The organism is Micromonospora yasonensis (genome assembly GCF_026013475.1).
GTDB classification, from domain to species: domain Bacteria; phylum Actinomycetota; class Actinomycetes; order Mycobacteriales; family Micromonosporaceae; genus Micromonospora; species Micromonospora yasonensis.
The window spans coordinates 1-22,521 of record NZ_JAPDPH010000112.1 but is presented as its reverse complement, the minus strand read 5'-3'; the positions used below and the strand labels follow the sequence as shown (position 1 = coordinate 22,521).

Genomic DNA, 22,521 nt, shown 5'->3' with positions numbered 1-22,521 from the left:
CGGTGTCCTGGTGGGCCAGGTAGAGCCCGGCCTGCACGCCCACCTTGGCCAGCCAGACCACGCCCCAGAGCACGGTGAGCTGGGTGAAGGTGCGTACCAGGCGCGGATTGTCCCGCCACTCCGAGCGGCCCTTGGCCACCAGCACCGACCAGATCCAGCCCACCAGGGGCTGCCGGATCGCCGCCGAGAGCAGCAGGGCCAACCCGTACCCGATGCCGTAGAGGATGCCGGGGAGGTAGAAGTCCCGCTCGTCGCCGGTACGCCAGGCGATGGCCGCGCCGACGGCGATGCCGAACAGGCCGTTGACGGCGTGCCGCACCGGCCGGCGCTGGGCCAGCCGCAGCCCGGCGATGAGCAGCGCCACGGCCACCGAGGCGAGCACCGCGGGGCGCAGCTCGCCCAGCACGTTGGCGATCACGAAGACCACCACGGGGATGCTCGACTCGACCAGCCCGCGCCAGCCGCCGAGCTGGTCGGCCATCTGCTCGGCGATGCTGGGCAGCCGCTCGTCGTCCTCCGGCCCGGTCTCCGGGTCGGTGTGCTGTCCGGTCGTCACTTCGGCGACTCCAGCTCGTAGTACGGGTTGTAGATCACCTTGCGGTCGTCCCGTACGGCCATCCGGCCGCGGGCGGTCAGGTGTCGGCCCGGTTCGATCCCGGCGATGTGCCGGCGGCCCAGCCAGACCAGGGTGACCACGTCGTTGCCGTCGTAGAGGTCGGCCTCCAGGGTCGGCAGGTTCGTCCGGGGCGTGTAGACCACCGTGCGGAGCCGCCCGGCGACCGAGACCACCTGGCCGCGGCCGCACTGGTTGGCTGGCATGCAGCCGGACTCGGCGCTCTCCCGGCGCAGCTCCTGCGCCTCGATCTCGGATTCGCTCGCGGTGAGCCGATGCAGGAGCCGCCGCAGCGACACCCGGCTCTCGTCGGTCGTCATGACCTCCGCGTCACCCTTCTCCACCCGGGCCGGTCGGCACCGGCACTGGCTCGGCCCGGCAGGCGCCGTGACCGTCCCGCCAGCGTAGCCCGATCCACCGCGGTGCGGGACCGGCGGCCGGGGCGTACCGCTGGCGGCCGGCGGACGCACGACGGGCCCGGTGCCGCCGACGGGAGCCGACGGTCACCGGGCCCGGCGTGGTACGCCTCAGGCCTCGCGCTGCTCCGGCGCGGGCTGCTCGCCGGCCGCCTGCTGCTCGGCGACCTCGCGGGGCAGCCGCAGCGGCAGCGGCTCCCGGACCGGCTTGGCCTCCTGGCCCCGGTCGACCACCAGGCCGTCGAGGCAGGCCGCCAGCGGGCCGGCCGCGGCCGGGTCGGTGGCCGCCTCGCCCTGGTAGACGCCGCGGACCATCCAGCGCGGCCCGTCGACGCCGACGAAGCGCAGGTCGGTCAGGCCGTCCGGGGTCCGCACCCGGGCCCGCAGCTCGGTGCCGTACTCCCCGTCGACCTCCTGGGCGGCGGCGCCGTCGTTGAACAGCGACTGCCGGATCTCCTCGCGCACCTCGTCCCAGATGCCCTCGGAGCGGGGCGCGGCGAAGACGCCGAGCTGCAGGGCGTTCTGGCCGTGCACCAGCACGACCTGCTGGATCACGCCCTGCGGGTCGGCCTGCACCCGCACCTCGACCTCCGGCACCGCTGGGATCTGGAGGCTGCCCAGGTCGAGCCGGGGCGCGTCGGGCGCCTCGGAGACGTCGTAGGGGCCCCGGAACGGCGCCTGCGGGGTCTCCTCGGCCTCCTGGGCGTCGAGGACCTCGGTGGTCCGCTCGTCACGCACGCCGCCGGCCCGCTTACGGGAGAAGATCACTGCGCCCACCCTCCGCTGTTCGCACTCACCCTGCCACCTCTTCCGTCTGCCCACCCGCCGGAGCCGGGACCAGTCCGACGTGCCCGCCGGTCGACCCGTGCCCGCCGGTCCCGCGCCGGGACACGGGCAGCTCCGCCACCGGCCGGAAATCGGCCCGCGCGACCCGCTGGACGACGAGCTGCGCGATCCGGTCGCCCCGGCTGATCTTCGCCGGAGTGTCCCGATCATGATTGATCAGGTTGACCAGGATCTCACCCCGGTAGCCGGCGTCGACCGTACCGGGCGCGTTGAGCACCGTCACGCCGAGCCTGGCCGCCAGCCCCGATCGGGGATGCACCAGGCCGACGTACCCCTCGGGCAGCGCGATGGCCACGCCGGTCGGCACCAGGGCCCGCCCGCCGGGCGGCAGCTCCACGTCCGCGGCGGCCACCAGGTCCGCGCCGGCGTCGCCGGGATGGGCGTACGCCGGCAGCGGCAGCTCGGGGTCGAGCTGCCGTACGGGCACGGGTACGGCGTCTGTCACGGTCATCCTCTTCCGTCCGGTCCTTGCGGGGCTGACCCTGCCATCCTGCCGGTTGGCAGGCCGGCCGTGCGCCGTACCCTCGGACTGTGAGCCTGTCGTCGTCCTCGCCCGCCCCGGCGTCCCCGGTGGCCCCCGCCCCGGCGTACGCGGAGCGGCTCACCCTGCCCTGGTGGGCCTGGCCGGCGGGGCTCGCCGTGGCCGGGCTGCTCGCCGCCGAGCTGTGGCTGGGCGCGACCGGCGTACGCGCCTGGCTGCCCTTCGTGGTGCTGATCCCGGCGGCCGTGGCCGGGCTGGCCCGGCTGGGCCGGATCCGGATCGCGGTCCGCGACGACGAGCTGTGGGTGGACGACGCCCACCTCCCGGTGCGGTACGTCGCCGACGTGGTCCCGCTCGACGCGGCCGGCCGGCGCGAGGTGCTCGGCGTCGGGTCCGACCCGCTCGCCTTCGTGGTGCAGCGGCCGTGGGTCGGCGGCGCGGTGCAGGTGGTGCTGGACGACCCGGCGGACCCCACCCCGTTCTGGGTGGTGAGCACCCGACACCCGGTGGAACTGGCCACCGCGATCCTCACCGCCCGCGACGCGAGCTGACCGTTCAGGGGAGGGCGGGGCGGGAGTTGCCGGGGAGCTCGCGGCCCCTGCGGCGCAGGTCCTTGCGGAGCTGCTCGGCCAGCGCCCGGGTGGCCCGGCGGTTGAGGTAGCCGGCGACGGCGGCGCCGGTCAGGAACGGCCCCAGCGTGGTCAGGTTCCGACCGAACCGGCGCAGCAGGCGGTCCCGCAGCTCGCGGCGGGCCGCGGTGCCGAGCACCGCGCTCACCCCGACCCCGGGCATCATCGGGTTGATCCCCCGCTGGCCGGCCCAGGACTGCACCAGCGCGACCGCGCGCTGGCTGCCGCCGGTGGGCAACGGAACCCGGTGGACCTCGTGCAGCTCCCCGATCAGCTTCAGCTCGATGGCGATCACCGCGACCGTCTCGGCGGCCAGCAGCACGGGCGCGGAGAGCAGCGTCGGAGTGACCGTCCACTCCACCGCGGCGACCCCGCCGCCGGCCGCCCCGACCCCGGCGGTGGCCCGGGCGGCGTTCCGGATCAGCCGCTCGGCCAGCTCGTCGTCGTCGAGGCCGGGGAAGTGCCGGCGGAGCGTGGCCAGGTCGCGGATCGGCACGTGCGGGGCGACCTCGGCGACGGTGTCCGTCATCCAACGGATGGCGGCCTTCGGCTTGAACAGGTCGGTCAGGCCACGGGCGCGCGCCTGACCGACCAGCCGGACGAGGAGTTGCCGGCGCCGGGCGGGCGCGATGTCGTCCGCGGTGAGCGCGGCGACGGTCGCGCCCAGCTGGTCGCCGGCCTCGTCCGGCACGGCCCGGCCGGACCGCTCGGCGTCACCACCGCCGGTCGGTCCCCCGGCTCGCTCGCTGCCCTCGGTCACCGGTCCGCCCTCCCCTGCTCCGCGCGGCGTGGCAGCCGCCGGTACGAGTCAAGCAGCTTCCCGCCACCGTCGCACGGCGGCTCGAACAGCGGCGGCCCCGTCGAGGAGGCCGCCGCCGGTGATACGCGTCGAGGTCAGACGCACTCTCGGCAGATCAGTTCGCCGTTCCGCTCGACCGCGAGCTGGCTGCGGTGGTGAACCAGGAAGCAGCGGCCGCACCGGAACTCGTCCTGCTGCATCGGTAGCACCTTGACCGTGAGCTCCTCGTCGGCCAGGTCGGCGCCGGGCAGCTCGAAGCTCTCCGCCACCTCGGCCTCGTCGACGTCCACGGCGCCCGACTGTGAGTCGACCCGCCGTGCCTTGAGCTCTTCCAGGCTGTCCTCGCCGAGGTCGACCTCGTCGCGACGCGGGGCGTCGTAGTCGGTGGCCATCGGTTTCACTCTCCCATATCGATATGGTCGCTTCCGGTTGTAACGCCGGACGACGCTGTTTCGGTTCCGCTGGCCGGCCACCAAATCTGTCGGTCACCCGACCCGACGACCGGTGGGCCGAGTCCGCCAGAGGAACTCCCCCAGCGAGCGCGGAACCTTACCCCCCCTTTGGGCGAGGCATGTATACCGCCCCCGTGGCAGAGATGTACGCCCCTGCGCCCGAAGTTGTTCCCAATGTGACTCAGGCGACACGAAGATAGGGGTAGTACTACCCGTTCCCCCGGTGGCGCGCCGGCATGTCGGACTGTTTCCACGCCACGGCCGGACAACCGTTAACCTCAGCGGCGTACTCGACGGCCCGACCGCCGGCGGCCGCCGCCACCCAAACCACTGTCCGGGAGCGCCCAGATGAGTTTTGCGCGAGTGCGGGCACTCGTTGTCGTCGGCCTGTTGGCGGTCTTCGCCCTGGTCTTCGTGGTCATCGCACTGGTGCGCGACACCCAGAGCAACGCGGGCGGCGCCGCGGGCTGCCCGAAGAACTGGCCGCTGGCCGACGTGCGGCTGCGCGAGCCCAAGGACGTCAAGATCAACGTCTACAACGGCACCGACGAGGTGGGCCTGGCCGGCAGCGTCGCCGACGACTTCCGCAACCGCAAGTTCCAGGTGAAGAAGGAGGGCAACGCCCCCAAGGCGGTGGACGACGTCGCCGTGTTGCGGTTCGGCCCGAAGGGCGTCGGCTCCGCCCATCTGCTGCGGGCCTATTTCCTCAACAACGCGAAGCTGGAACCCGACCTGAAGCGCAAGGACGACACGGTCGACGTGATCCTCGGCAACAGCTTCCAGCAGTTGGCCACCACCACCGAGGTCAACCAGTCCCTCGGCGACCTCGGCTCGCCGGTCGCCCCGACCGGCACCTGCCCCGCCCCCGTCGACAAGTAGACCCGGACCGGTCGGCCGTACGGTCGACCGCGACCCGAACGAATTCCCGGAAAGAGTGGCCGCACCGACACGATGCGCCACTCTTTCCGCGTATCGGCGGCAGCGGTCAGGGGCCGCCGGAGGCGTCCAGGGCGGCAAGCCGGGTGTGCAGCGGCTCGAACAGCGCCGGCGGGGCGGCGATCACCAGATCCGGGCCGGCCGGCCGGCCGGACAGCCCGGTCACCAGCAGCCCCGCCTCCCGGGCGACCAGCCCACCCGCGGCGAGGTCCCAGGCGGCCAGCCCCTTCTCGTAGTAGGCGTCCACCCGTCCCTCGGCGGCCAGGCAGAGGTCCAGCGCGGCGGCGCCCATCCGGCGGATGTCCCGCACGTGCGGGATCAGCTCTGCGACCACCCGGGCCTGGTGCGCCCGCCGGCCGGCGTGGTAGCCGAACCCGGTGGCGACCAGCGCCTGCCCCAGGTCGGTCTCGGCGGAGCAGCGCAGCCGCTCCCCGTCCCGCCAGGCCCCGCCGCCGGCGGTGGCGGTCCACTCCTCGCCGGTGGCGACGTTGCGGACCACCCCGGCCACCGCCTCGCCGTCGACCTCGGCCGCCAGGGACACCGCACAGTACGGCAGCCCGTAGAGGTAGTTGACCGTGCCGTCGATCGGGTCGACGATCCAGCGCACCCCGGTCTCGCCGGCCGAGCCGCCGCCGTACTCCTCCCCCAGCACCGCGTCGCCCGGGCGGCGGTCCCGCAGGGCGTCGAGCACCTGCCGCTCCACCGCCCGGTCCGCCGCGGTGACCACATCCGTGACCGTGCTCTTGGTCGCGGCGACCGACACCCCCTCGGCCCGCATCCGGTGCGCGGTGACCGCCGCGTCCCGGGCCACCTCGACGGCGATCTCCAGCAGTTCCCGCGGCGTGGGCGCCGAGCGGATCATGTTCGTCCCCTTCCCGCACGACCGGGGCCGGCCGGCTCGTACGTGGGTATCATCCTTACAAAGTCCACATCTGCACCGAATCGGCGGCCCACACCGCCGGTACGCCGTGCGGCGCGGGATGATCGCCGCAGACGGCGTTACAATTCACCCTGCCCACGCGCCACGGACCGCCAGCGACCGGCCGGCCCGGGACACGGGGGTCCCTCAACGACATCGCCCGGCACGGCGCTCCCTGCTGCGCCGGACGAACCCGGCCGTGCTCGCTCTTCGCCTCCGGAAGGTCATTCGTGACAGAACCCCGCCAGACCGGCGCCGACGTTCGCTCGCTCACCGACACCCTGATCGCCCACGCGCAGAGCGCCGGCGGCCAGCTCACGTCGGCCCAGCTCGCGCGCACCGTCGAGTCCGCTGAGGTGACCCCGGCCCAGGCCAAGAAGATCCTCCGTGCGCTCTCCGAGGCGGGGGTAACGGTGGTGGTGGACGGCTCCGCCAGCACCCGCCGCCGCGTGGCCGCCGCCCGGTCCGCCACGCCCGCCTCCCGAGCCACCACCGCCAAGACCACCAAGAAGGCCGCCGCGCCCGCCCCGAAGCAGGCGCCGGCCGCCGAGGAGGCCCCGGCCACGCCCGCCCCGCGGAAGGCGACCGCGCGCAAGGCCGCCGGCACCACCGCCGAGGTGGCCGCCAAGGCCGCCGCCCCGGCGAAGGCCGCCAAGGCGACCCGGGCCACCAAGGCGACCGTGGCGGCGAAGACCGCCGGGGCGAAGGCCGGCGCCAAGGGCGAGGGCCCCGAGGGCGACATCGACCCGGAGGAGCTGGCCGCCGAGATCGAGGACGTGGTGGTCGACGAGCCGGCCGAGCTCACCCAGGCCGCCGAGGCCGACGCGGCGAGCTCGGCCAGCGACAACGACTTCGAGTGGGACGACGAGGAGTCCGAGGCGCTCAAGCAGGCGCGCCGGGACGCCGAGCTGACCGCCTCCGCCGACTCCGTCCGGGCGTACCTGAAGCAGATCGGCAAGGTGCCCCTGCTCAACGCCGAGCAGGAGGTCGAGCTGGCCAAGCGGATCGAGGCCGGCCTCTACGCCGCCGAGCGGCTGCGCGCCGCCGAGGAGGGCGAGGAGAAGCTCACCCGCGACATGCAGCGCGACCTGCTGTGGATCTCGCGGGACGGCGAGCGGGCCAAGAACCACCTCCTGGAGGCGAACCTCCGGCTGGTCGTCTCGCTGGCCAAGCGCTACACCGGTCGTGGCATGGCCTTCCTCGACCTGATCCAGGAAGGCAACCTCGGCCTGATCCGCGCGGTCGAGAAGTTCGACTACACCAAGGGCTACAAGTTCTCCACCTACGCCACCTGGTGGATCCGCCAGGCCATCACCCGCGCCATGGCCGACCAGGCCCGCACCATCCGCATCCCGGTGCACATGGTCGAGGTGATCAACAAGCTCGGCCGGATCCAGCGCGAGCTGCTCCAGGACCTGGGCCGCGAGCCCACCCCGGAGGAGCTGGCCAAGGAGATGGACATCACACCGGAGAAGGTGCTGGAGATCCAGCAGTACGCCCGGGAGCCCATCTCGCTCGACCAGACCATCGGCGACGAGGGCGACAGCCAGCTCGGCGACTTCATCGAGGACTCGGAGGCCGTGGTCGCGGTCGACGCCGTCTCGTTCTCACTGCTGCAGGACCAGCTCCAGCAGGTGCTGCAGACGCTCTCCGAGCGCGAGGCGGGCGTGGTACGCCTGCGTTTCGGCCTCACCGACGGCCAGCCCCGCACCCTGGACGAGATCGGCCAGGTGTACGGCGTGACCCGGGAGCGCATCCGCCAGATCGAGTCGAAGACCATGTCCAAGTTGCGGCACCCCTCGCGCTCCCAGGTGCTCCGCGACTACCTGGACTGACCGTGCGCGTCAACCAGTCGTGTCGGTTTGATCACCAGCCGTACAACACTCATTGGTGATCGGTCGGTTGCCGGTTTGTGATCGTTGACGTGGCACCCTTGGTGCACGGCACACTGTCTTGCACGCCAGGTGTGACCTCGGTCCCGGCCGGGCACACAGGGAAGGCAGGGCCCGAGATGGGTGTTGCACGATAGGTGAGCAACCGAGACGAGTGTTCATCGGTGACGACCAGAGGAGGAAGGCGATGACCCCGACCCTCACGCCGCCGCCCGAGACGGTGAGCCCCCCGGCCGCCGATGAACGGTGCGACCGCTGCAATGCTGCCGGCAAGCTCCGGATCACTCTGGCGGGTGGGAGCGAGCTGGTGTTCTGTGGGCACCACGCGAACAAGTACGCGGAGGATCTCGTGAAGATCACCGTGCGGTACGCGGCGGACCCGGAATTCAGCTGGCGTGGCGCCGATCTGATGGCGAACTGAATCCGTATACCGGCGACATAGCCGACCGGAGGCAACCCAGACGGGTCGCCTCCGGTCGGCTTTTCCATGCTCTCTGCCGGTGTGGAAAGGGGGCCCCTGGGCCCTGCCTTACAAGGTCTGCACGGTGGCGATGCGCTCTTCGAGCTGCTCGATGGTGGCCTGGGCGCTGGGCGGGCCGCCACACAGCCGGCGCAGCTCGGCGTGGATCTTGCCGTGCGGCTGCCCGGTCCGGTGGTGCTGGGCGGCCACCAGGGCGTTCAGCTGCCGCCGGAGGGCCACGCGGCGCTGGGCGGCACTCATCGGTGGGGGCGCCGCCGCCGGGGCCGCAGCGGCCGGCTCAGCGGCCCGCTGGGCGGCTTTGCGCTTCTGCGCGGCGAGTTGCTCGGCCTGCCGCTTGGTGAGCAGCAGCGAGACCTGGTCGGCGGTGAGCAGCCCAGGGAGGCCGAGGTATTCCTCCTCCTCCGGCGTGCCGGCCTGGGCAGCGGTGCCGAAGGAGGCCCCGTCGAAGATCACCTGATCCAGCTCGGCGGTCGCGGAGAGCGCGGCGAACCGCTTCTCCAGCTCACCGCTGGCCTGGTCGTCCCGCTGGGCGCGCGCCAGCAGGTCGTCGTCGAAGCCGTCGGCCTCCTTGGCCTTGCCGAGCACGTGGTCCCGCTCGGCCTCCATCTCGCTGGCCAGGCCGAGCAGGTGCGGCACGCTGGGCAGGAAGACCGAGGCGGTCTCGCCGGGGCGCCGGGCCCGGACGAACCGGCCGATCGCCTGGGCGAAGTAGAGCGGGGTGCTGGCGCTGGTCGCGTACACGCCGACCGCCAGCCGCGGGATGTCGACGCCCTCGGACACCATCCGGACCGCGACCAGCCAGCGCTGCTCAGACGCCGCGAACGTCGCGATCCGCGCGGAGGCGCCCTGGTCGTCGGAGAGCACCACGGCGGCCTTCTCGCCGGTCACCTGCTCGAGCAGCTTCGCGTACGAGCGGGCGACCTGCTGGTCGCTGGCGATCACCAGCCCACCGGCGTCGGGCATGCCGTTGTTGCGCAACACGGTCAGCCGGGCGTCGGCGGCCCGCAGCACCTGCGGCATCCAGTCGCCGGCCGGGTCCAGGGCGGTACGCCAGGCCTGCGCGATCAGGTCCTGGGTCATCGGCTCGCCGAGCCGCGCCGCCAGTTCCTCTCCCGCGTTGGTGCGCCACCGGGTCTCCCCGGAGTAGGCCAGGAAGAGCACCGGGCGGACCACGCCGTCGTGCAGCGCGTCGGAGTAGCCGTAGACCGAGTCGGCGCGGGAGCGCAGCAGCCCGTCCCCGCCCCGCTCGTAGCTGACGAACGGGATCGGGTTGTCGTCGGAGCGGAACGGCGTACCGGTGAGCATCAGCCGGCGCACCGCGGGCTCGAAGGCGGCCTTCACGCCGTCACCCCAGGTACGCGAGTCGCCGGCGTGGTGGATCTCGTCGAGGATGACCAGCGTCCGCCGGGTCATGGTGCGCCGTCGGTGCACCTGCGGTGCCATGCCGACCTGGGCGTAGGTGACCACGGCGCCGTGGAAGTCGGCCGCGGAGTGCAGGTCGGCGTTGCGGAACGCGGCGTCGAGCTGGATGCCGACCCGGGCGGCGGACTGTGCCCACTGGGTCTTCAGGTGCTCGGTCGGGGCGACCACGGTGACCGCCTCGACGGTGCCGTCGTTCAGCAGCTCGGCGGCGATCCGCAGGGCGAACGTGGTCTTGCCGGCGCCGGGGGTGGCGACCGCGGTGAAGTCGTCGGTACGGCGACGCAGGTAGTGCACCATCGCCTTGCGTTGCCAGGCCCGCAGGGGCGGGAACATCTCGAGCGCCGGCAACCGCGGTGCCACGCGTAGCTCCTCTCCGCTCCACACGGCGGCGAGCCCCGCCCGGCCGAGGGCCACGGGTGCCGCCGCCCATGAAAACGCCCTCGCGCATCCGGTGCCGCGAAGGCCGACTCAGCATAACCAGCGGGGGCACTTCTCCCCACTCGACGCCACGCTGGTCACACCCGCCCGGCCGGCGGGTCGGGGCTCAGCCCCGCGGTCCGCGGGCGCCGGTGCGCGGTGGGCGCAGCATCGCCACCGGGGCGGACCAGCGCCGGCGCAGCGACACCACCCGCAGCAGGAAGACGAAGCCGGCCGCGAGGGTCAGCCCGAGCGTGTGCGCATGTCCGTACGCCGACAGCAGCGCCACCACGACCGACCCGGCGAGCGCGGCGAGGGCGTAGATCTCCCGGCGCAGCACCACCGGGATCTCGCCGGTGAGCAGGTCCCGCCCCAGCCCGCCGCCGATCGCGGTCAGCATGCCGATCATGCAGGCGCCGACCGCCGGCACGTGCGCGTCGAGCGCCTTGAGCGTGCCGGTGACGGTGAACAGGCCGAGGCCGGCCGCGTCCAGCAGCAGCACGGTGGTGCGCAACCGGGCGAGCTGGGGGTGCAGCCAGAAGACGGCGGCGGCGGTGGCCGTCGCGGTCACCGCGTACCGCCAGTCGGCGAAAGCCAACGGGGGGACCTCGTCGATGACCAGGTCCCGGAAGATGCCGCCGCCGAGGGCGGCGACCACGCCGACGAAGGCCACCCCGAACAGGTCGAGCCGTTTCGCCACCGCCGCGGAGGCGCCGGAGGCGGCGAAGACCGCGACGCCGGTGAGGTCGGCGACGAGCAGGGCGGTGGAGGTGGTCACCGCCGCAGGGTACGTGGGCGGGCGGCGGAGCCGCCCGCGGTCACTCGTCCCAGGAGTCGTAGATCTCCTTGCACTTCGGGCAGACCGGCGAACCCGGCTTGGCGGCCTTGGTCACCGGGAAGGTCTCCCCGCAGAGTGCGATGACGAACGTGCCCATGACCGCGCTCTCGGCGATCTTCTCCTTGCGCACGTAGTGGAACATCTCGGGGCCGGTGTCGGCGTCCTTCAGTTCCGGGCGTTCGAGAATCTGTGTGCTCACGTTTACACCTCCGACTTGCCAGTTTCGCAGGTCTTTCGGGGGTGGTCCACCGCAGCCCGCCCGGCGGACAGCCCGTACCGTAACGAACGTGACCCACTTTCACATCAGTTTCGGCACCGAGGTGGCCGACGCCCTGCGCGACGGGCGTCCGGTCGTCGCCCTGGAGAGCACCATCGTCTCGCACGGCCTCCCCCGGCCGGACAATCTGCTGGTCGCACGGCAGATCGAGCAGGCGGTCCGGGACGCGGGCGCGGTCCCGGCCACCATCGGGATGGTTGCCGGCGAGCTGATCGTGGGGCTGGACGACGCCCAACTGACCCGGCTCGCCACCGTCGACGGGGTGAGCAAGCTCTCCGTACGCGATCTCGCGGTGGCGGCGGCGACCGGCGCGGACGGCGCCACCACGGTGGCGGCGACCAGCGCGGTGGCCGCGGCGGCGGGGATCGGCGTCTTCGCCACCGGCGGGCTGGGCGGGGTGCACCGGGAGGCGGCGCAGACCTTCGACGAGTCGGCCGACCTGATCACCCTGGCCCGGACGCCGATCGCGGTGGTCTGCGCCGGGGTCAAGTCGATCCTCGACGTCGGCGCCACCCTGGAACGGCTGGAGACCCTCGGGGTGAGCGTGGTCGGCTACCGCACCCGCCGCTTCCCCGGCTTCTACCTCACCGACGCCGGCTTCGACCTGGACTGGTCGGTGGAGTCGCCGGAGCAGGCGGCCGACGTGCTGCTCGCCCGGGAGCGGCAGGGCGTGCACCACGGCGGCCTGATCGTGGCCAACCCGCTGCCGACCGACGAACAGCTCGACCCGGCGCTGCACGACCGCACCCTGACCGACGGGCTGGCCCTGCTCGCCCGGGACGGGGTGACCGGGAAGGCGGTCACGCCGTTCCTGCTGGCCCACTTCCACTCGGCCACCGAGGGCGCCAGCCTGGCGGTGAACGTCCGGATCATCCTGCGCAACGCCGACCTGGCGGCGCGGATCGCGGTCGCCGCGGCGGCCCGGCGTACCGAGGCATGAGCCGCGTCGTCGTGGTCGGCGACGTGATCACCGACGTGGTCGCGGTGCTCACCGGCCCGCTCGCCACCGGGTCGGACACCGCCGCCGGGATCCGGTTCAGCGGCGGCGGCCAGGCGGCCAACACCGCGGCCTGGCTCGCCGCCCAGGGGACGCCCGTCACCCTGGTCGCGGCGATCGGCGACGACGAGTCCGGTCGCGTACGGGTCGGCGAGCTGGAACGGGCCGGCGTGACCTGCGCGGTGGAGCGGCACGAGGGCTACCCGACCGGAACGGTGATCGTGCTCGCCCAGGCCGGTGAGCGCACCATGATCAGCCAGCGCGGGGCGAACCTGCGGCTGACCGCGGCGCAGGTCGACCTGGCCCTGGCGGCGGAGCCCGACGTCGGGCACCTGCACCTGTCCGCGTACACCCTGCTGGACGCCGGGTCGCGCGGCGCGGGACTGCGCGCGCTCGCGGTGGCGCGCGAGCGTGGGCTCACCACCAGCGTCGACGCGGCGTCCGCGGCGCCGCTGCGCCGGGCCGGCGCGGCGGCCTTCCTGAGCTGGGTACGCGACGTCGACCTGCTGCTGGTCAACACCGACGAGGCGATGGTGCTGGCCGGCGGGCTGGACCCGGCGGCGCAGGCGCGGGCGCTCACCGCGGTGGCCCGACGGGTGGTGGTCAAGCGGGGCGCGGCCGGCGCGGTCTGGGTGGACCGGAGCGGCACGGTCGAGACGGCCCCGGCGCGCGGGGTGCCGGTGGTCGACGTCACCGGGGCGGGTGACGCCTTCGCGGCCGGTCTGCTCACCGCCTGGCTGGCCGGCGCCGATCCCCGGGCGGCGCTGTCCCGGGCCGGCGACCTCGGCGCGCTGGCGGTCTCGTCGGTGGGAGCCCGGCCGGTCCCCTGACGCGCACGCGGTCCGGGCTCCGCGTGGCGCGGGCCCGGACCGGTCAGGGTTCGGCGTCGATGACCTTGTGGGGCTGCTCGTCGGCGGGGAGCGCCATCGGCGGCGTGTCGTCGCGGTGGCGGGAGTGCAGCTTGTTGGCCAGCCGGTGCTCCTCCTTCGGCGGCCGGTCGTTGGCCAGCAGCACCGCCAACCACGGGATGAGCACCATCCCGAGGCCGAGGAGCGGCAGCCATAGCCAGAGCAGCGGGGCCTTCGCGCCGACCAGGATCGCTCCGACCACCAGGCACGCGACCCGGATGCCCATCATCAGCACGTAGCGCTTCTGCCGGCTGTTGAGCTGGTCGTCCTGGCTGCGCGAGGCGTCGGTGATCAGGATCGGCTGGTACGCCTGACGCTTCACCACGGACCTCCTCGAGGGGATTACGCCCCATCCTGTCACCCCCGACGGTTGATCGGCGAAAATCGTGACAAGGCGGTGCGTGTTACGTCCGTGGTACGCTCCGCCCGTGGGCAACCGGTTCAGCTTCACCGACGAGGCGTTGGCGAACCTGCGGGTCTACGACGTCACGCCCGGGGAAGTCTGGGAGGCCCTACACAGCACGCGACGGGTCATCCGGCACCTCGGGGACGACGTCATGGTGGTCTACGCGACCGACCACCGGGGGCGGCGCCTCGCCGTGCTGCTGGCCGAGGCCGACGGCACCGACAACGACTGGGACATCCTCTCCGCCCGCGAACTGAGCGACGTCGAGGCCAAGCGCTACGACGAGGCCGTGCGGAGATCGCGCCGATGAGGAGGCGGTCACGATGCACCGTAACGAGGCGATCAAGCGGTTCCACGACGGCGGCGACGCGATCGCCGAGCTGATCGACGAGAGCCAGCCGGCGGAGCTGCCCGCCCCCGACACCGAGGTGCCGATGGTCAGCCGCTCGGTACGCCTGCCGCTGGAGACGTACGAACGGGTCCGGGCTGCCGCCGAGGCACGCGGCATCGGGGTGACCACGCTGATGCGGCAGTGGATCGAGGCCGGCCTGGCCGACCTGGACGACTCGACGACGGTCTCCCTCGCCGACGTGCGCCGGGCCCTCGCCGCCCTGTCCCGCCCCACCGCCGCCTGACCGTCCCACCGCCGCCTGACCGTCCCACCCCGGCTGACCGACCCGGTCAGATCGGCGGTGCGGGCTGCTCCGGTGCCAGGTCAGCCCTTCGCGGCCTTCGCCTCGGCCTTCATCCGCTGCTTGTAGTCGCGTACCCGGCGCAGCGACTCGGGGTCGGTCACGTCGGCGACCGAGCGGTACGCGTCCGCGTCGCCGTACCCGCCGGCGGCCTCCCGCCACCCGTCCGGGGTGACCCCGAACCGCTTGCCGAGCAGGGCGACGAAGATCTGCGCCTTCTGCTTGCCGAAGCCGGGCAGCTCAGCCACCCGGCGCAGCAGGTCACGGCCATCGGTGGCCGCCGACCAGAGCCCGGCCGGGTCGCCGTCGTACCGCTCGACCAGCACCCGGCACACCTCCTGCACCCGGGCCGCCATGGCCTTGGGGAACCGGTGCAGCGCGGGCGGCTGGGCGAAGAGGGCGACCAGGGCCTCCGGGGAGTAGCCGGCCAACTCCCGGACGTCCGGCTCGTGGCCGAGCCGCTGGGCCAGCACGTACGGGGAGGAGAAGGCCTTCTCCATCGGCACCTGCTGGTCGAGCACCATGCCGAGGAGCAGCGCCAGCGGGCTGCGCGCCAGCAGCGCGTTGGCCTCGGGGTCGATGGGCAGGGAGAGCGTCATGTCCCCATCCTGCCGCGCCGGCCGCCGCCCGCCGCGCCGACTCCCCGCTGGGCGCGACACGGCCCGGTGGACAGGGGTGGTGTCCACCGGGCCGCGCGTCGTGGTCCGTCGTCAGTTGACGACGAACAGCAGCCGGTTCGGCGAGCCGGTGCCGGGGCTGGTCACCTTGCCGGTGGTCGCGTTGGTGGTCAGGTAGCTGGCCACCTGCGACGGGCTGTACGAGGGGTTGGCGCCGAGCACGAGCGCCGCCGCGCCGGCCACGTGCGGGGTGGCCATCGAGGTGCCGCTGATCGTGTTGGTGGCGGTGTCGCTGGTGCTCCACGACGAGGTGATCGACGAGCCCGGGGCGAAGATGTCCAGGCAGGAGCCGTAGTTCGAGTACGAGGCACGGGCGTCGGTGCTGGTGGTGGCGCCGACGGTGATCGCGGAGGAGACCCGGGCCGGCGAGTAGTTGCAGGCGTTGGCGCTGGAGTTGCCGGCCGCGATGGCGTACGTGACGCCGGAGCTGATCGAGCTGGCCACCGCGTTGTCCAGGGTGGTGCTGGCGCCGCCACCGAGGCTCATGTTGGCCACCGCCGGCTTGACCGCGTTCGAGGTGACCCAGTTGACGCCGCTGACCACGCCGGACGTGGTGCCGCTGCCGGAGCAGTTGAGCACCTTCACCGCGATCAGGCGGACGCCCTTGGCCACGCCGTACGTGCTGCCGCCGACCGTGCCGGCGACGTGGGTGCCGTGGCCGTTGCAGTCGGTGTTGTTCGTGTCCACGGTGTTCGTGCCCCAGGTCGCCCGGCCGCCGAACTGGCTGTGCGAGGTCCGGATGCCGGTGTCGATGATGTACGCCCGCACGTTGGTGGCCGTGTTCGGGTAGGTGAAGGTGCCGTTCAGCGGCAGGCTGCGCTGGTCGATCCGGTCCAGGCCCCAGGTGGCGCCGGTCTGCGTGCCCTCGGCGGTGACCACCCGGTCCTGCTCGACGTACGCGACGGACCGGTCGGCGGCGAGCCGGCGGGCCTGCGCGGGGCTCATCTTCGCGCTGTAGCCGGTCAGCGCGGCGCTCCACACCGTGCCGACGGTGCCGCCGTAGCGCTTGGCCAGCCCGGCGGCGCGATCCGGCACCGCGGTACGCGCGGCGAGGCTGTTCGCGGCGCCGACCGCGTCGGCCTTCAACACCACGAGGTAGCTGTCGGCGACGGCGTCGGGAGCGCCGGCGTAGCGGATCTGGCCGGTCGGTGCGGCGAGGGCGGGGCTGGCGGCAGCGGCCGCGAGGGCCGCGGCGGCGGCCGTGACGGCGAACGCGCGCAGCACGCCACGCCGAGGAACGGACACGTCGGACACGTATGGCTCCCTACCGGGCACCACCACGGGGGCTCGTGGCCACCGGGGCACCCATCGACGGATGTTGCCCGGAATGCTAGCCAGACATCGAAGATGATGAAAGAGATAGTTGCCTGTTGATACCGCTGACGGTATGGATGTCGCGGGTGCCGGCCGCGCGGCGGTTGCGGGGAGGCAGGATGGCGACGTGGACCGTCATGACATGCTGCTCTCCCCCGCCGGCGTGGACTCGCTGCGGACCGCGCTGGCCCGGGCGCCCTTCACCTCGAACGGCATCGCCGACCGGCTCGGCCCGCAGGCCACCGGCGGGGTGGCCCGCAACGACTTCCGGGCCGCGCTGCGCGCCACCGAGGACCGTGACCCGCTGGCCACGCTGATCCGGGTCTTCATCTGCGACCAGACCGAACCGGAGCCGGCGGTGGCCGCCGCGCTCGCCCCGCTGACCGTCGAGGAGGCCCTCGCCGGCGGGATCGTCGAGCGGCACGGCGACGGCCTGCGCGCCGGGGTCGACCTCGAACCCTACGGGGACGAGTGGTGGGTGCTCGCCGACGTGCCGGCCAGCGCCCGACCGGGCCGGCCGCTGCACGCCGAGCACGTGCTGGGCATCGGCGGGGCCACCCAGACGCTGATCGGCGCGGCCGTCCGCCGTCCGGTGGAGACCGCGCTGGACCTGGGCACCGGCTCCGGCGTCCAGGCCCTGCACCTGTCCACCCACGCCCGCCGGGTGACCGCCACCGACGTCTCCGAGCGGGCGCTGCGCTTCGCCGCCACCACCGCCGCGCTCAACGGCCAGGACTGGGAGCTGCTGCGCGGGGACATGGTCGCCCCGGTGGCCGGCCGCCGGTTCGATCTGGTGGTCAGCAACCCGCCCTTCGTGGTCGGCCCCGGCACCACCACCCATGTCTACCGGGACTCGGGCCGGGTCGGCGACGCGATCGGCGCCGAGCTGGCCGCCGCCGCGCCGCACCTGCTCACCGACGGCGGGACGATGCAGTACCTGGCCAACTGGGTGCACATCACCGGCGAGGACTGGGCCGAGCGGGTGACCGGCTGGTTCGCCGGGACCGGGCTGGACGCCTGGGTCATCCAGCGCGAGGTGGCCGACCCGATGGCGTACGTCAGCCTGTGGCTGACCGACGTCGGGGAGGCGGCCGACCCGCAGCGGATGGCGGACTGGCTGGACTGGTTTGACGCGCACAAGGTCGAGGCGATCGGGTTCGGCATCGTGTCGCTGCGCCGCGCCGGCCACGACCAGCCGCTCGTCCGGGTCGAGGACCTGCGGCAGCGGGTGGAACCGCCGATGGGCGACCGGGTCGCCGAGTGGTTCGACCGGCAGGACTGGCTGCGGGCCCGGGACACCGACGGGCTGCTGGCCGCGCGCTACCGGGCCGCCGAGGGGCTCCAGCTGCGGCAGGAGGCCACCATGGGCGACGAGGGCTGGGCGGTGGACCGGCAGGTCCTCGCCATGCCGCACGGGCTGCGCTGGTCGGAGGAGATCGACCCCCTCGTGCTCGCCCTGGTCGGCGGGGCGGACGGCCGGCTCCCGCTGCGGGACCAGCTCGCCCTGCTCGCCGCCGCGCACGACGTCGCTCCCGACGAACTGGCCGAGGCGGCCGGCCCGATCGTGGCGCACCTGGTCGAGCGGGGCATCATCGAACCGGTGGCGGGCTGATGCGGGCCGTGGTGCAGACGGTCAGCCGGGCCAGCGTGACCGTCGGCGGCGAGGTGGTCGGCGAGATCGCCGACGGCCTGCTGGTGCTGCTCGGGGTGACCCACGCGGACACCGCGCAGGTGGCGGCGACCATGGCCCGGAAGATCCACGAGCTGCGCATCCTGGACGACGAGAAGAGCGCCGCCGACACCGGGGCGCCGATCCTGGTGGTCAGCCAGTTCACCCTCTACGGCGACGCCCGCAAGGGCCGCCGTCCGAGCTGGACCGCCGCGGCCCCCGCCGAGGTGGCCGAACCCCTGGTGACGGCCGTGGTCGAGGAGCTGCGCCAACGCGGCGCCAAGGTCGAGACCGGCCGCTTCCGCGCCCACATGCTCGTCGAGTCCGTCAACGTCGGCCCCCGCACCATCCTCCTGGACCTCTGACCCGCCCACTGCGGTTGATCAAGGAGTTTACGTCTCCGCGAGCCGGAATTCCGACGCAAACTCCTTGATCAACCCGGGAGGCGCGGTCAGGAGAAGAGGCCGCGGCGGGAGAGGGACTGGCGGAGCCAGCCGTCGAGCTGGGCGGCCCAGTCGGTGCGGTCGGCCGTGGCGTGCTCGACGGTGAACCGGCCGAAGGCGTCGCGGCCCTCGGTGAAGAGGCCGCCCCGCTTGTCCAACTCCAGCACCACCTGCACCTGGTGCGGGTCGGTGACGAAGGTGACCTCGAGTTGGTTCATCGCGCGGGCGTACTGCGGCGCCGGGTGGAACTCGATCTCCTGGTAGAACGGCAGCGTCTGGTGCACGCCGTAGAGGTGGCCGCGCTCGACGTCGGCCCTGGCGAACCGGAAGCCCAGCCGCAGCAGTGCCTCCAGCAACCGCTCCTGGGCGGGCAGCGGGTGCACCGCCACCGCGTCCAGGTCGCCCTTGTCGACCGCCCGGGCCACCTCCAGCTCGGTACGCAGCCCCATGGTCATGCCGTGCAGGTGCTGGCCGTACAGGTCGGTCAGCGGGGTCTCCCACGGCACGTCGAAGCGGAACGGCACGTCGTACCGCTGCCCGGGCTCCAGCCGGAACGCGCCGGTCATCTGCCGGCGGCCGAACTCCTGGGTGGTGTCGTACTCGGAGTCGCCGCTCTCCACCTCGACCCGGGTGACCAGGCCCAGCGCCACGTACGAGACGTCCACCGGGTGGTCCCCGCCGAGCACGTGGATCCGGCCCTCCAGGTGGCCGCCGGGGCGGCAGTTCGGGTTGGCCAGCACCGTCTCCACCGACGGACCGCCCACACCCATCGCCTGCATGAGCCGCTTGAAGACCACCGCGTCCTCCGATCGCCTGTGCTGCCGCGCCCCGGTGGCCGGCCGCTGGCACGGTAACCGGGGCGGGCAAGCGGCACCCGAATTCCGCCGGAATTGCTGTCGGTTCCCCGATCGCCTCACTCCGGTTTAACGCCCCGACCGCCAAGCTGTTCATCACGGGCAGCACCGCGCCGGCACGCGGCACGGAACCCGGAACGCGGCACCGAAGAACACGGGGAGATAGAGATGGCCCAGCAGATGATCGAGCACCAGACCCGCCCGGCTGCCACCATCGACGCCGAGCCCGGCACCGACACCCTGACCGACCTGGACGCCACCGACGAGCGCGGCGTCTCCACCGACCTGGTCCGGGCGTACCTGAACGGCATCGGCCGTACCAAGCTCCTCACCGCCGCGCAGGAGGTCGAGCTCAGCAAGCGGATCGAGGCCGGCCTCTTCGCCGAGGAGAAGCTCTCCGCCTGCACCCCGCTCTCCCCCGAGCTCCGCGCCGACCTGGAGCTGATCGTGGCCGAGGGCCGCGCCGCCAAGGACCACCTGCTGGAGGCGAACCTGCGCCTGGTGGTCAGCATCGCGAAGCGCTACACCGGTCGTGGCATGGCCTTCCTCGACCTGATCCAGGAAGGCAACCTCGGCCTGATCCGCGCGGTCGAGAAGTTCGACTACACCAAGGGCTACAAGTTCTCCACCTACGCCACCTGGTGGATCCGCCAGGCCATCACCCGCGCCATGGCCGACCAGGCCCGCACCATCCGCATCCCGGTGCACATGGTCGAGCAGGTCAACCGGATGGTCCGGGTCCGCCGGGAGCTGTCGGTCACGCTGGGCCGCGAGCCCACCGTCGCCGAGGTGGCCCGGGCGCTGGATATCCCGGAGTTCCAGGTGATCGAGCTGATCTCGTACGACCGGGAGCCGGTCAGCCTGGACCAGGCGGTCGGCGAGGACGGCGAGAGCGCGCTCGGGGACTTCGTCGCCGCGGTGGACCCGCGCGAGGAGCCGGGCGACGCCGCCGCCAACGGCGAGCTGCGCAACGAGGTCCGGATCGTGCTGGCCACCCTCTCCCAGCGGGAGCAGGCGGTGATCCGGCTGCGGTTCGGGCTGGACGACGGCCGGCAGCGCACCCTCGACGAGGTGGGTCGCGAGTTCGGCCTGTCCCGCGAGCGGATCCGGCAGATCGAGAAGGTCACCCTGCTGAAGCTGCGCGCCCCGGAGCGGGCGAACCGCCTGGAGGCGTACGCCTGCTGAGCGGGCGGGCACCCGGGGGCCCCGGCGGTTCGCCGGGGCCCCAGTGCGTCCGCTGGCCGCCGGCCGGAGAACGGCCTGCGGTGTTAAGAGGGGGCCCTTCCTCTACCGCAGGCGTTAACAGGGGGCCCTTCCTTACAGCCGGCGGGGGCCGGTGTCCGGGCGGAACGCCTCCGCGCCGGTGCGGACCGTGGCGTGCAGCACCGAGATGCCGTCCGGGCGGGCCAGCACCGGGTTGAGGGTGAGCGAGCGGACCCGGGGTTGCTCGTCGGCCAGCCGCCCGACCCGCAGCAGCAGGTCGACCAGGGCCGCCCGGTCCACCGGCGCGGCCCCCCGGTGGCCGTGCAGCAGCGGGGCCGCGCGCGGCTCGTCGACCAGCTCGGCGGCGTCCCGGTCGGTCAGCGGCACCGCCCGCCAGGCCCGGTCGCCGAGCAGCTCGGTGGCGACGCCGCCGAGCCCGAAGCCGACCACCGGCCCGAACGCCGGATCCTCCACCAGCTCCACCACGCAGGCCACGCCGGGCGCGACCATCGGCTGGACCAGGACGTCCGCGCCGAAGACCGGGACCATCTCGGCGTACGCGCGGCGCAGCGCCGCGGGGTCGGCCAGGTCGAGCCGGACCGCGCCGAGGTCGAGCCGGTGCCGCAGGCCCGGGGCGGCCGCCTTGAGGGCGACCGGCCAGCCGAGCCGTTCGGCGGCCGCGACCGCCTCCTCCGCCGATGACGCCGGCGTGGACTCGACCACCTCGATCCCGTACGCCCCGAGCAGGGCCGCCGGATCGGCGCCGTCGGCCCGGAGCGCGGCGTGCCCGGCCAGCCGGTCCACCCGGTCCAGCTCGGGCAGCACCCCGGCCGGGCGGCGCAGCCAGTCGGCGTACGTGGTGACCCGGGCCAGCGCCCGGACCGCCTCCTCCACGCTCGGGTACGCCGGTACCCCGGCGGGCACCCGGCCGGCGAGGAAGGTGGCCACCACCGGCTTGCCGGTGGTCCGCGCGTCGGGCAGGGCGGCGGTGAAGTCCGCCTCGGGGTCGGTGAGCTGGCCGGGCAGCGGCGGGGCGAAGACTGCCACCACGGCGTCCACGCGCTCGTCGGCGGCGGAGCCGGCGAGCGCGGCGGCGTACTCGGCGGCGCCGGCCCGGGGGCCGACGTCGTGCGGGTAGCCGTCGGCCACGGTGAGGCCCTGGGCGGCGCAGGCGGTGGCGGCCAGCCCGGTCAGCGCCGACGAGTTGCCCACCACGGCGACCCGGCGGCCGGCCGGCAACGGCTGGTGCGCCAGCAGCACGCCGACGTCGAGCAGCTCGGAGACGGTGTCCACCCGGATCACCCCGGACTGGGCGAAGAGCGCGTTAACCGCGGCGGCGTCCAGGGTCGGGCCCCCGTCGCCGACGCCCGGCGGACGGGCCAGCGAGGCGAGCGCCACGATCGGCTTGCTCCGGCCGATCCGGCGGGCCAGCCGGGCGAACTTGCGCGGGTTGCCGAAGGTCTCCAGGTAGAGCGTGATGACGTCGGTGCCGGGGTCGTCCTGCCAGTACTGCAGCAGATCGTTGCCGGAGACGTCGGCCCGGTTGCCGGCGGAGACGAAGCTGGACAGGCCGAGGCCACGCCGGGACGCCTCGGCGAGCAGGGCCACCCCGAACGCGCCGGACTGGCTGAACACGCCGACCCGGCCGGCGGCGGGCAGCACCGGGGCGAGGGTGGCGTTGAGGCGTACCCGCTCGTCGGTGTTGGCGACGCCCAGGCAGTTCGGCCCGACCACCCGCATGCCGGCCAGGTGCGCGGCCCGGACCAGGACGCGCTGGGCGGCCGCCCCCGCCGGACCGGACTCGGCGAACCCGGCGGAGATCACCACCAGCCCGTGCGCGCCCGCCTCCGCGGCGTCGACGACCACGTCCATGGCCGCCTCCGGGGCGACCGCCACCACCGCCACGTCGATGTCGATCCCCGCGTCGGCCGCCGACGGAC

At 73.7% G+C, this 22,521-nt stretch carries 26 protein-coding genes; 11 read left to right on the top strand and 15 right to left on the bottom strand.

The genetic code is table 11. The features are described from left to right. The 4 genes from ONA70_RS21630 to dut form a co-directional block, all read right to left on the bottom strand. Positions 1-556 (bottom strand): DUF3159 domain-containing protein (locus tag ONA70_RS21630; protein ID WP_265008289.1); only part of this gene is annotated, 556 nt, incomplete at its 3' end. Beyond that, the gene (locus tag ONA70_RS21625; protein WP_265008288.1) at positions 553-933 is read right to left on the bottom strand and encodes an OB-fold nucleic acid binding domain-containing protein; all 381 of its coding nucleotides are present in this window, start codon (positions 931-933) and stop codon (positions 553-555) included. The genes ONA70_RS21630 and ONA70_RS21625, both read right to left, overlap by 4 nt. A gap of 207 nt (positions 934-1,140) precedes the next feature. Continuing rightward, positions 1,141-1,797 (bottom strand): DUF3710 domain-containing protein, encoded by a 657-nt coding sequence (locus ONA70_RS21620; protein ID WP_265008287.1) that lies wholly within the window; start codon positions 1,795-1,797, stop codon positions 1,141-1,143. Positions 1,798-1,822: 25 nt separating this feature from the next. Next, positions 1,823-2,320 carry a dUTP diphosphatase gene (gene dut / locus ONA70_RS21615; RefSeq protein WP_265008295.1) on the bottom strand — a complete coding sequence of 166 codons (498 nt, stop codon included), beginning with the start codon at positions 2,318-2,320 and terminating at the stop codon, positions 1,823-1,825. Between the two features lie 92 nt (positions 2,321-2,412). Here dut and ONA70_RS21610 point away from each other — a divergent pair, with 92 nt between their 5' ends. Beyond that, positions 2,413-2,907 (top strand): DUF3093 domain-containing protein, encoded by a 495-nt coding sequence (locus ONA70_RS21610; protein WP_265008294.1) that lies wholly within the window; start codon positions 2,413-2,415, stop codon positions 2,905-2,907. 4 nt (positions 2,908-2,911) lie between these two features. Here the strand turns inward: ONA70_RS21610 and ONA70_RS21605 are convergent, their stop codons facing one another. Together ONA70_RS21605 and ONA70_RS21600 are read right to left on the bottom strand one after the other, a co-directional pair. Next, positions 2,912-3,676 carry a hypothetical protein gene (locus tag ONA70_RS21605; RefSeq protein WP_265008293.1) on the bottom strand — a complete coding sequence of 255 codons (765 nt, stop codon included), beginning with the start codon at positions 3,674-3,676 and terminating at the stop codon, positions 2,912-2,914. Positions 3,677-3,879: 203 nt separating this feature from the next. Then, positions 3,880-4,176, bottom strand: a complete 297-nt coding sequence (locus ONA70_RS21600; RefSeq protein ID WP_046565779.1) for a DUF4193 domain-containing protein — start codon at positions 4,174-4,176, stop codon at positions 3,880-3,882. 423 nt (positions 4,177-4,599) lie between these two features. Between ONA70_RS21600 and ONA70_RS21595 the strand changes: the two genes are divergently transcribed. Next, positions 4,600-5,115: a LytR C-terminal domain-containing protein gene (locus ONA70_RS21595; RefSeq protein WP_265008292.1), complete on the top strand. Its 516-nt coding sequence runs from the start codon at positions 4,600-4,602 to the stop codon at positions 5,113-5,115. A 106-nt stretch (positions 5,116-5,221) separates the two neighbouring features. Here the strand turns inward: ONA70_RS21595 and ONA70_RS21590 are convergent, their stop codons facing one another. Continuing rightward, positions 5,222-6,034: an inositol monophosphatase family protein gene (locus ONA70_RS21590; RefSeq protein WP_265008286.1), complete on the bottom strand. Its 813-nt coding sequence runs from the start codon at positions 6,032-6,034 to the stop codon at positions 5,222-5,224. A 287-nt stretch (positions 6,035-6,321) separates the two neighbouring features. On the opposite strand from ONA70_RS21590, the gene ONA70_RS21585 reads away from it, so the two are divergent. Both ONA70_RS21585 and ONA70_RS21580 read left to right on the top strand, forming a co-directional pair. After that, positions 6,322-7,926, top strand: a complete 1,605-nt coding sequence (locus ONA70_RS21585; RefSeq protein ID WP_265008285.1) for an RNA polymerase sigma factor — start codon at positions 6,322-6,324, stop codon at positions 7,924-7,926. Between the two features lie 244 nt (positions 7,927-8,170). Then, on the top strand, positions 8,171-8,404 hold the full coding sequence (locus ONA70_RS21580) for a DUF7455 domain-containing protein (RefSeq protein WP_265008284.1): 234 nt from the start codon (positions 8,171-8,173) through the stop codon (positions 8,402-8,404). A gap of 108 nt (positions 8,405-8,512) precedes the next feature. On the opposite strand, the gene ONA70_RS21575 is transcribed toward ONA70_RS21580, so the two are convergent. The 3 genes from ONA70_RS21575 to ONA70_RS21565 all read right to left on the bottom strand — a co-directional run bounded on the left by ONA70_RS21575 (position 8,513) and on the right by ONA70_RS21565 (position 11,340). Further along, positions 8,513-10,246, bottom strand: coding sequence for a DEAD/DEAH box helicase (locus tag ONA70_RS21575; protein ID WP_265008283.1), 1,734 nt, complete (start codon positions 10,244-10,246; stop codon positions 8,513-8,515). Between the two features lie 184 nt (positions 10,247-10,430). Further along, a complete protein-coding gene (locus ONA70_RS21570) occupies positions 10,431-11,081 on the bottom strand; it encodes a trimeric intracellular cation channel family protein (RefSeq protein ID WP_265008282.1) in 651 nt (216 codons plus the stop codon). A gap of 40 nt (positions 11,082-11,121) precedes the next feature. Then, the gene (locus ONA70_RS21565; RefSeq protein WP_265008281.1) at positions 11,122-11,340 is read right to left on the bottom strand and encodes a DUF3039 domain-containing protein; all 219 of its coding nucleotides are present in this window, start codon (positions 11,338-11,340) and stop codon (positions 11,122-11,124) included. A gap of 88 nt (positions 11,341-11,428) precedes the next feature. On the opposite strand from ONA70_RS21565, the gene ONA70_RS21560 reads away from it, so the two are divergent. Together ONA70_RS21560 and ONA70_RS21555 are read left to right on the top strand one after the other, a co-directional pair. Continuing rightward, the gene (locus ONA70_RS21560; protein WP_265008280.1) at positions 11,429-12,358 is read left to right on the top strand and encodes a pseudouridine-5'-phosphate glycosidase; all 930 of its coding nucleotides are present in this window, start codon (positions 11,429-11,431) and stop codon (positions 12,356-12,358) included. Next, positions 12,355-13,245 carry a carbohydrate kinase family protein gene (locus ONA70_RS21555; RefSeq protein WP_265008279.1) on the top strand — a complete coding sequence of 297 codons (891 nt, stop codon included), beginning with the start codon at positions 12,355-12,357 and terminating at the stop codon, positions 13,243-13,245. Before ONA70_RS21560 ends, ONA70_RS21555 begins: the two co-directional genes overlap by 4 nt. A 43-nt stretch (positions 13,246-13,288) precedes the next feature. On the opposite strand, the gene ONA70_RS21550 is transcribed toward ONA70_RS21555, so the two are convergent. Then, positions 13,289-13,645 (bottom strand): DUF3099 domain-containing protein, encoded by a 357-nt coding sequence (locus ONA70_RS21550; RefSeq protein ID WP_265008291.1) that lies wholly within the window; start codon positions 13,643-13,645, stop codon positions 13,289-13,291. Positions 13,646-13,751: 106 nt separating this feature from the next. Between ONA70_RS21550 and ONA70_RS21545 the strand changes: the two genes are divergently transcribed. Next, the gene (locus ONA70_RS21545; RefSeq protein WP_265008278.1) at positions 13,752-14,039 is read left to right on the top strand and encodes a hypothetical protein; all 288 of its coding nucleotides are present in this window, start codon (positions 13,752-13,754) and stop codon (positions 14,037-14,039) included. 13 nt (positions 14,040-14,052) lie between these two features. After that, entirely contained in the window at positions 14,053-14,364 is a 312-nt protein-coding gene (locus ONA70_RS21540) for a BrnA antitoxin family protein (RefSeq protein ID WP_265008277.1), read from the top strand. An 80-nt stretch (positions 14,365-14,444) separates the two neighbouring features. Here the strand turns inward: ONA70_RS21540 and ONA70_RS21535 are convergent, their stop codons facing one another. Together ONA70_RS21535 and ONA70_RS21530 are read right to left on the bottom strand one after the other, a co-directional pair. After that, positions 14,445-15,020, bottom strand: a complete 576-nt coding sequence (locus ONA70_RS21535; protein WP_265008276.1) for an HhH-GPD-type base excision DNA repair protein — start codon at positions 15,018-15,020, stop codon at positions 14,445-14,447. 111 nt (positions 15,021-15,131) lie between these two features. Next, complete coding sequence (locus ONA70_RS21530) at positions 15,132-16,352, bottom strand: S8 family peptidase (RefSeq protein WP_265008275.1); 1,221 nt, start codon at positions 16,350-16,352, stop codon at positions 15,132-15,134. A 187-nt stretch (positions 16,353-16,539) separates the two neighbouring features. Between ONA70_RS21530 and ONA70_RS21525 the strand changes: the two genes are divergently transcribed. Both ONA70_RS21525 and dtd read left to right on the top strand, forming a co-directional pair. After that, positions 16,540-18,024 carry a DUF7782 domain-containing protein gene (locus ONA70_RS21525; protein ID WP_265008274.1) on the top strand — a complete coding sequence of 495 codons (1,485 nt, stop codon included), beginning with the start codon at positions 16,540-16,542 and terminating at the stop codon, positions 18,022-18,024. Continuing rightward, a complete protein-coding gene (gene dtd, locus ONA70_RS21520; protein WP_265008273.1) occupies positions 18,024-18,446 on the top strand; it encodes a D-aminoacyl-tRNA deacylase in 423 nt (140 codons plus the stop codon). The genes ONA70_RS21525 and dtd overlap by 1 nt, the downstream gene beginning before the upstream one ends. Positions 18,447-18,532: 86 nt before the next feature. On the opposite strand, the gene ONA70_RS21515 is transcribed toward dtd, so the two are convergent. Next, positions 18,533-19,321, bottom strand: a complete 789-nt coding sequence (locus ONA70_RS21515) for a sporulation protein (protein ID WP_265008272.1) — start codon at positions 19,319-19,321, stop codon at positions 18,533-18,535. Positions 19,322-19,546: 225 nt separating this feature from the next. On the opposite strand from ONA70_RS21515, the gene sigB reads away from it, so the two are divergent. After that, positions 19,547-20,563 carry an RNA polymerase sigma factor SigB gene (gene sigB, locus ONA70_RS21510; RefSeq protein ID WP_406601226.1) on the top strand — a complete coding sequence of 339 codons (1,017 nt, stop codon included), beginning with the start codon at positions 19,547-19,549 and terminating at the stop codon, positions 20,561-20,563. Between the two features lie 132 nt (positions 20,564-20,695). Here sigB and ONA70_RS21505 read toward each other — a convergent pair. Continuing rightward, on the bottom strand, positions 20,696-22,521 hold a 1,826-nt coding region (locus tag ONA70_RS21505; protein WP_265008271.1), incomplete at its 5' end, for an acetate--CoA ligase family protein.

Bases quoted from the DNA above. Each gene is read 5' to 3' on its own strand.
- ONA70_RS21625 (WP_265008288.1), bottom strand. From the start codon at position 933: ATGACGACCGACGAGAGCCGGGTGTCGCTGCGGCGGCTCCTGCATCGG.
- ONA70_RS21600 (WP_046565779.1), bottom strand. From the start codon at position 4,176: ATGGCCACCGACTACGACGCCCCGCGTCGCGACGAGGTCGACCTCGGC.
- ONA70_RS21590 (WP_265008286.1), bottom strand. From the start codon at position 6,034: ATGATCCGCTCGGCGCCCACGCCGCGGGAACTGCTGGAGATCGCCGTC.
- ONA70_RS21580 (WP_265008284.1), top strand. From the start codon at position 8,171: ATGACCCCGACCCTCACGCCGCCGCCCGAGACGGTGAGCCCCCCGGCC.
- ONA70_RS21555 (WP_265008279.1), top strand. From the start codon at position 12,355: ATGAGCCGCGTCGTCGTGGTCGGCGACGTGATCACCGACGTGGTCGCG.
- ONA70_RS21540 (WP_265008277.1), top strand. From the start codon at position 14,053: ATGCACCGTAACGAGGCGATCAAGCGGTTCCACGACGGCGGCGACGCG.
- ONA70_RS21535 (WP_265008276.1), bottom strand. From the start codon at position 15,020: ATGACGCTCTCCCTGCCCATCGACCCCGAGGCCAACGCGCTGCTGGCG.
- dtd (WP_265008273.1), top strand. From the start codon at position 18,024: ATGCGGGCCGTGGTGCAGACGGTCAGCCGGGCCAGCGTGACCGTCGGC.
- sigB (WP_406601226.1), top strand. From the start codon at position 19,547: ATGGCCCAGCAGATGATCGAGCACCAGACCCGCCCGGCTGCCACCATC.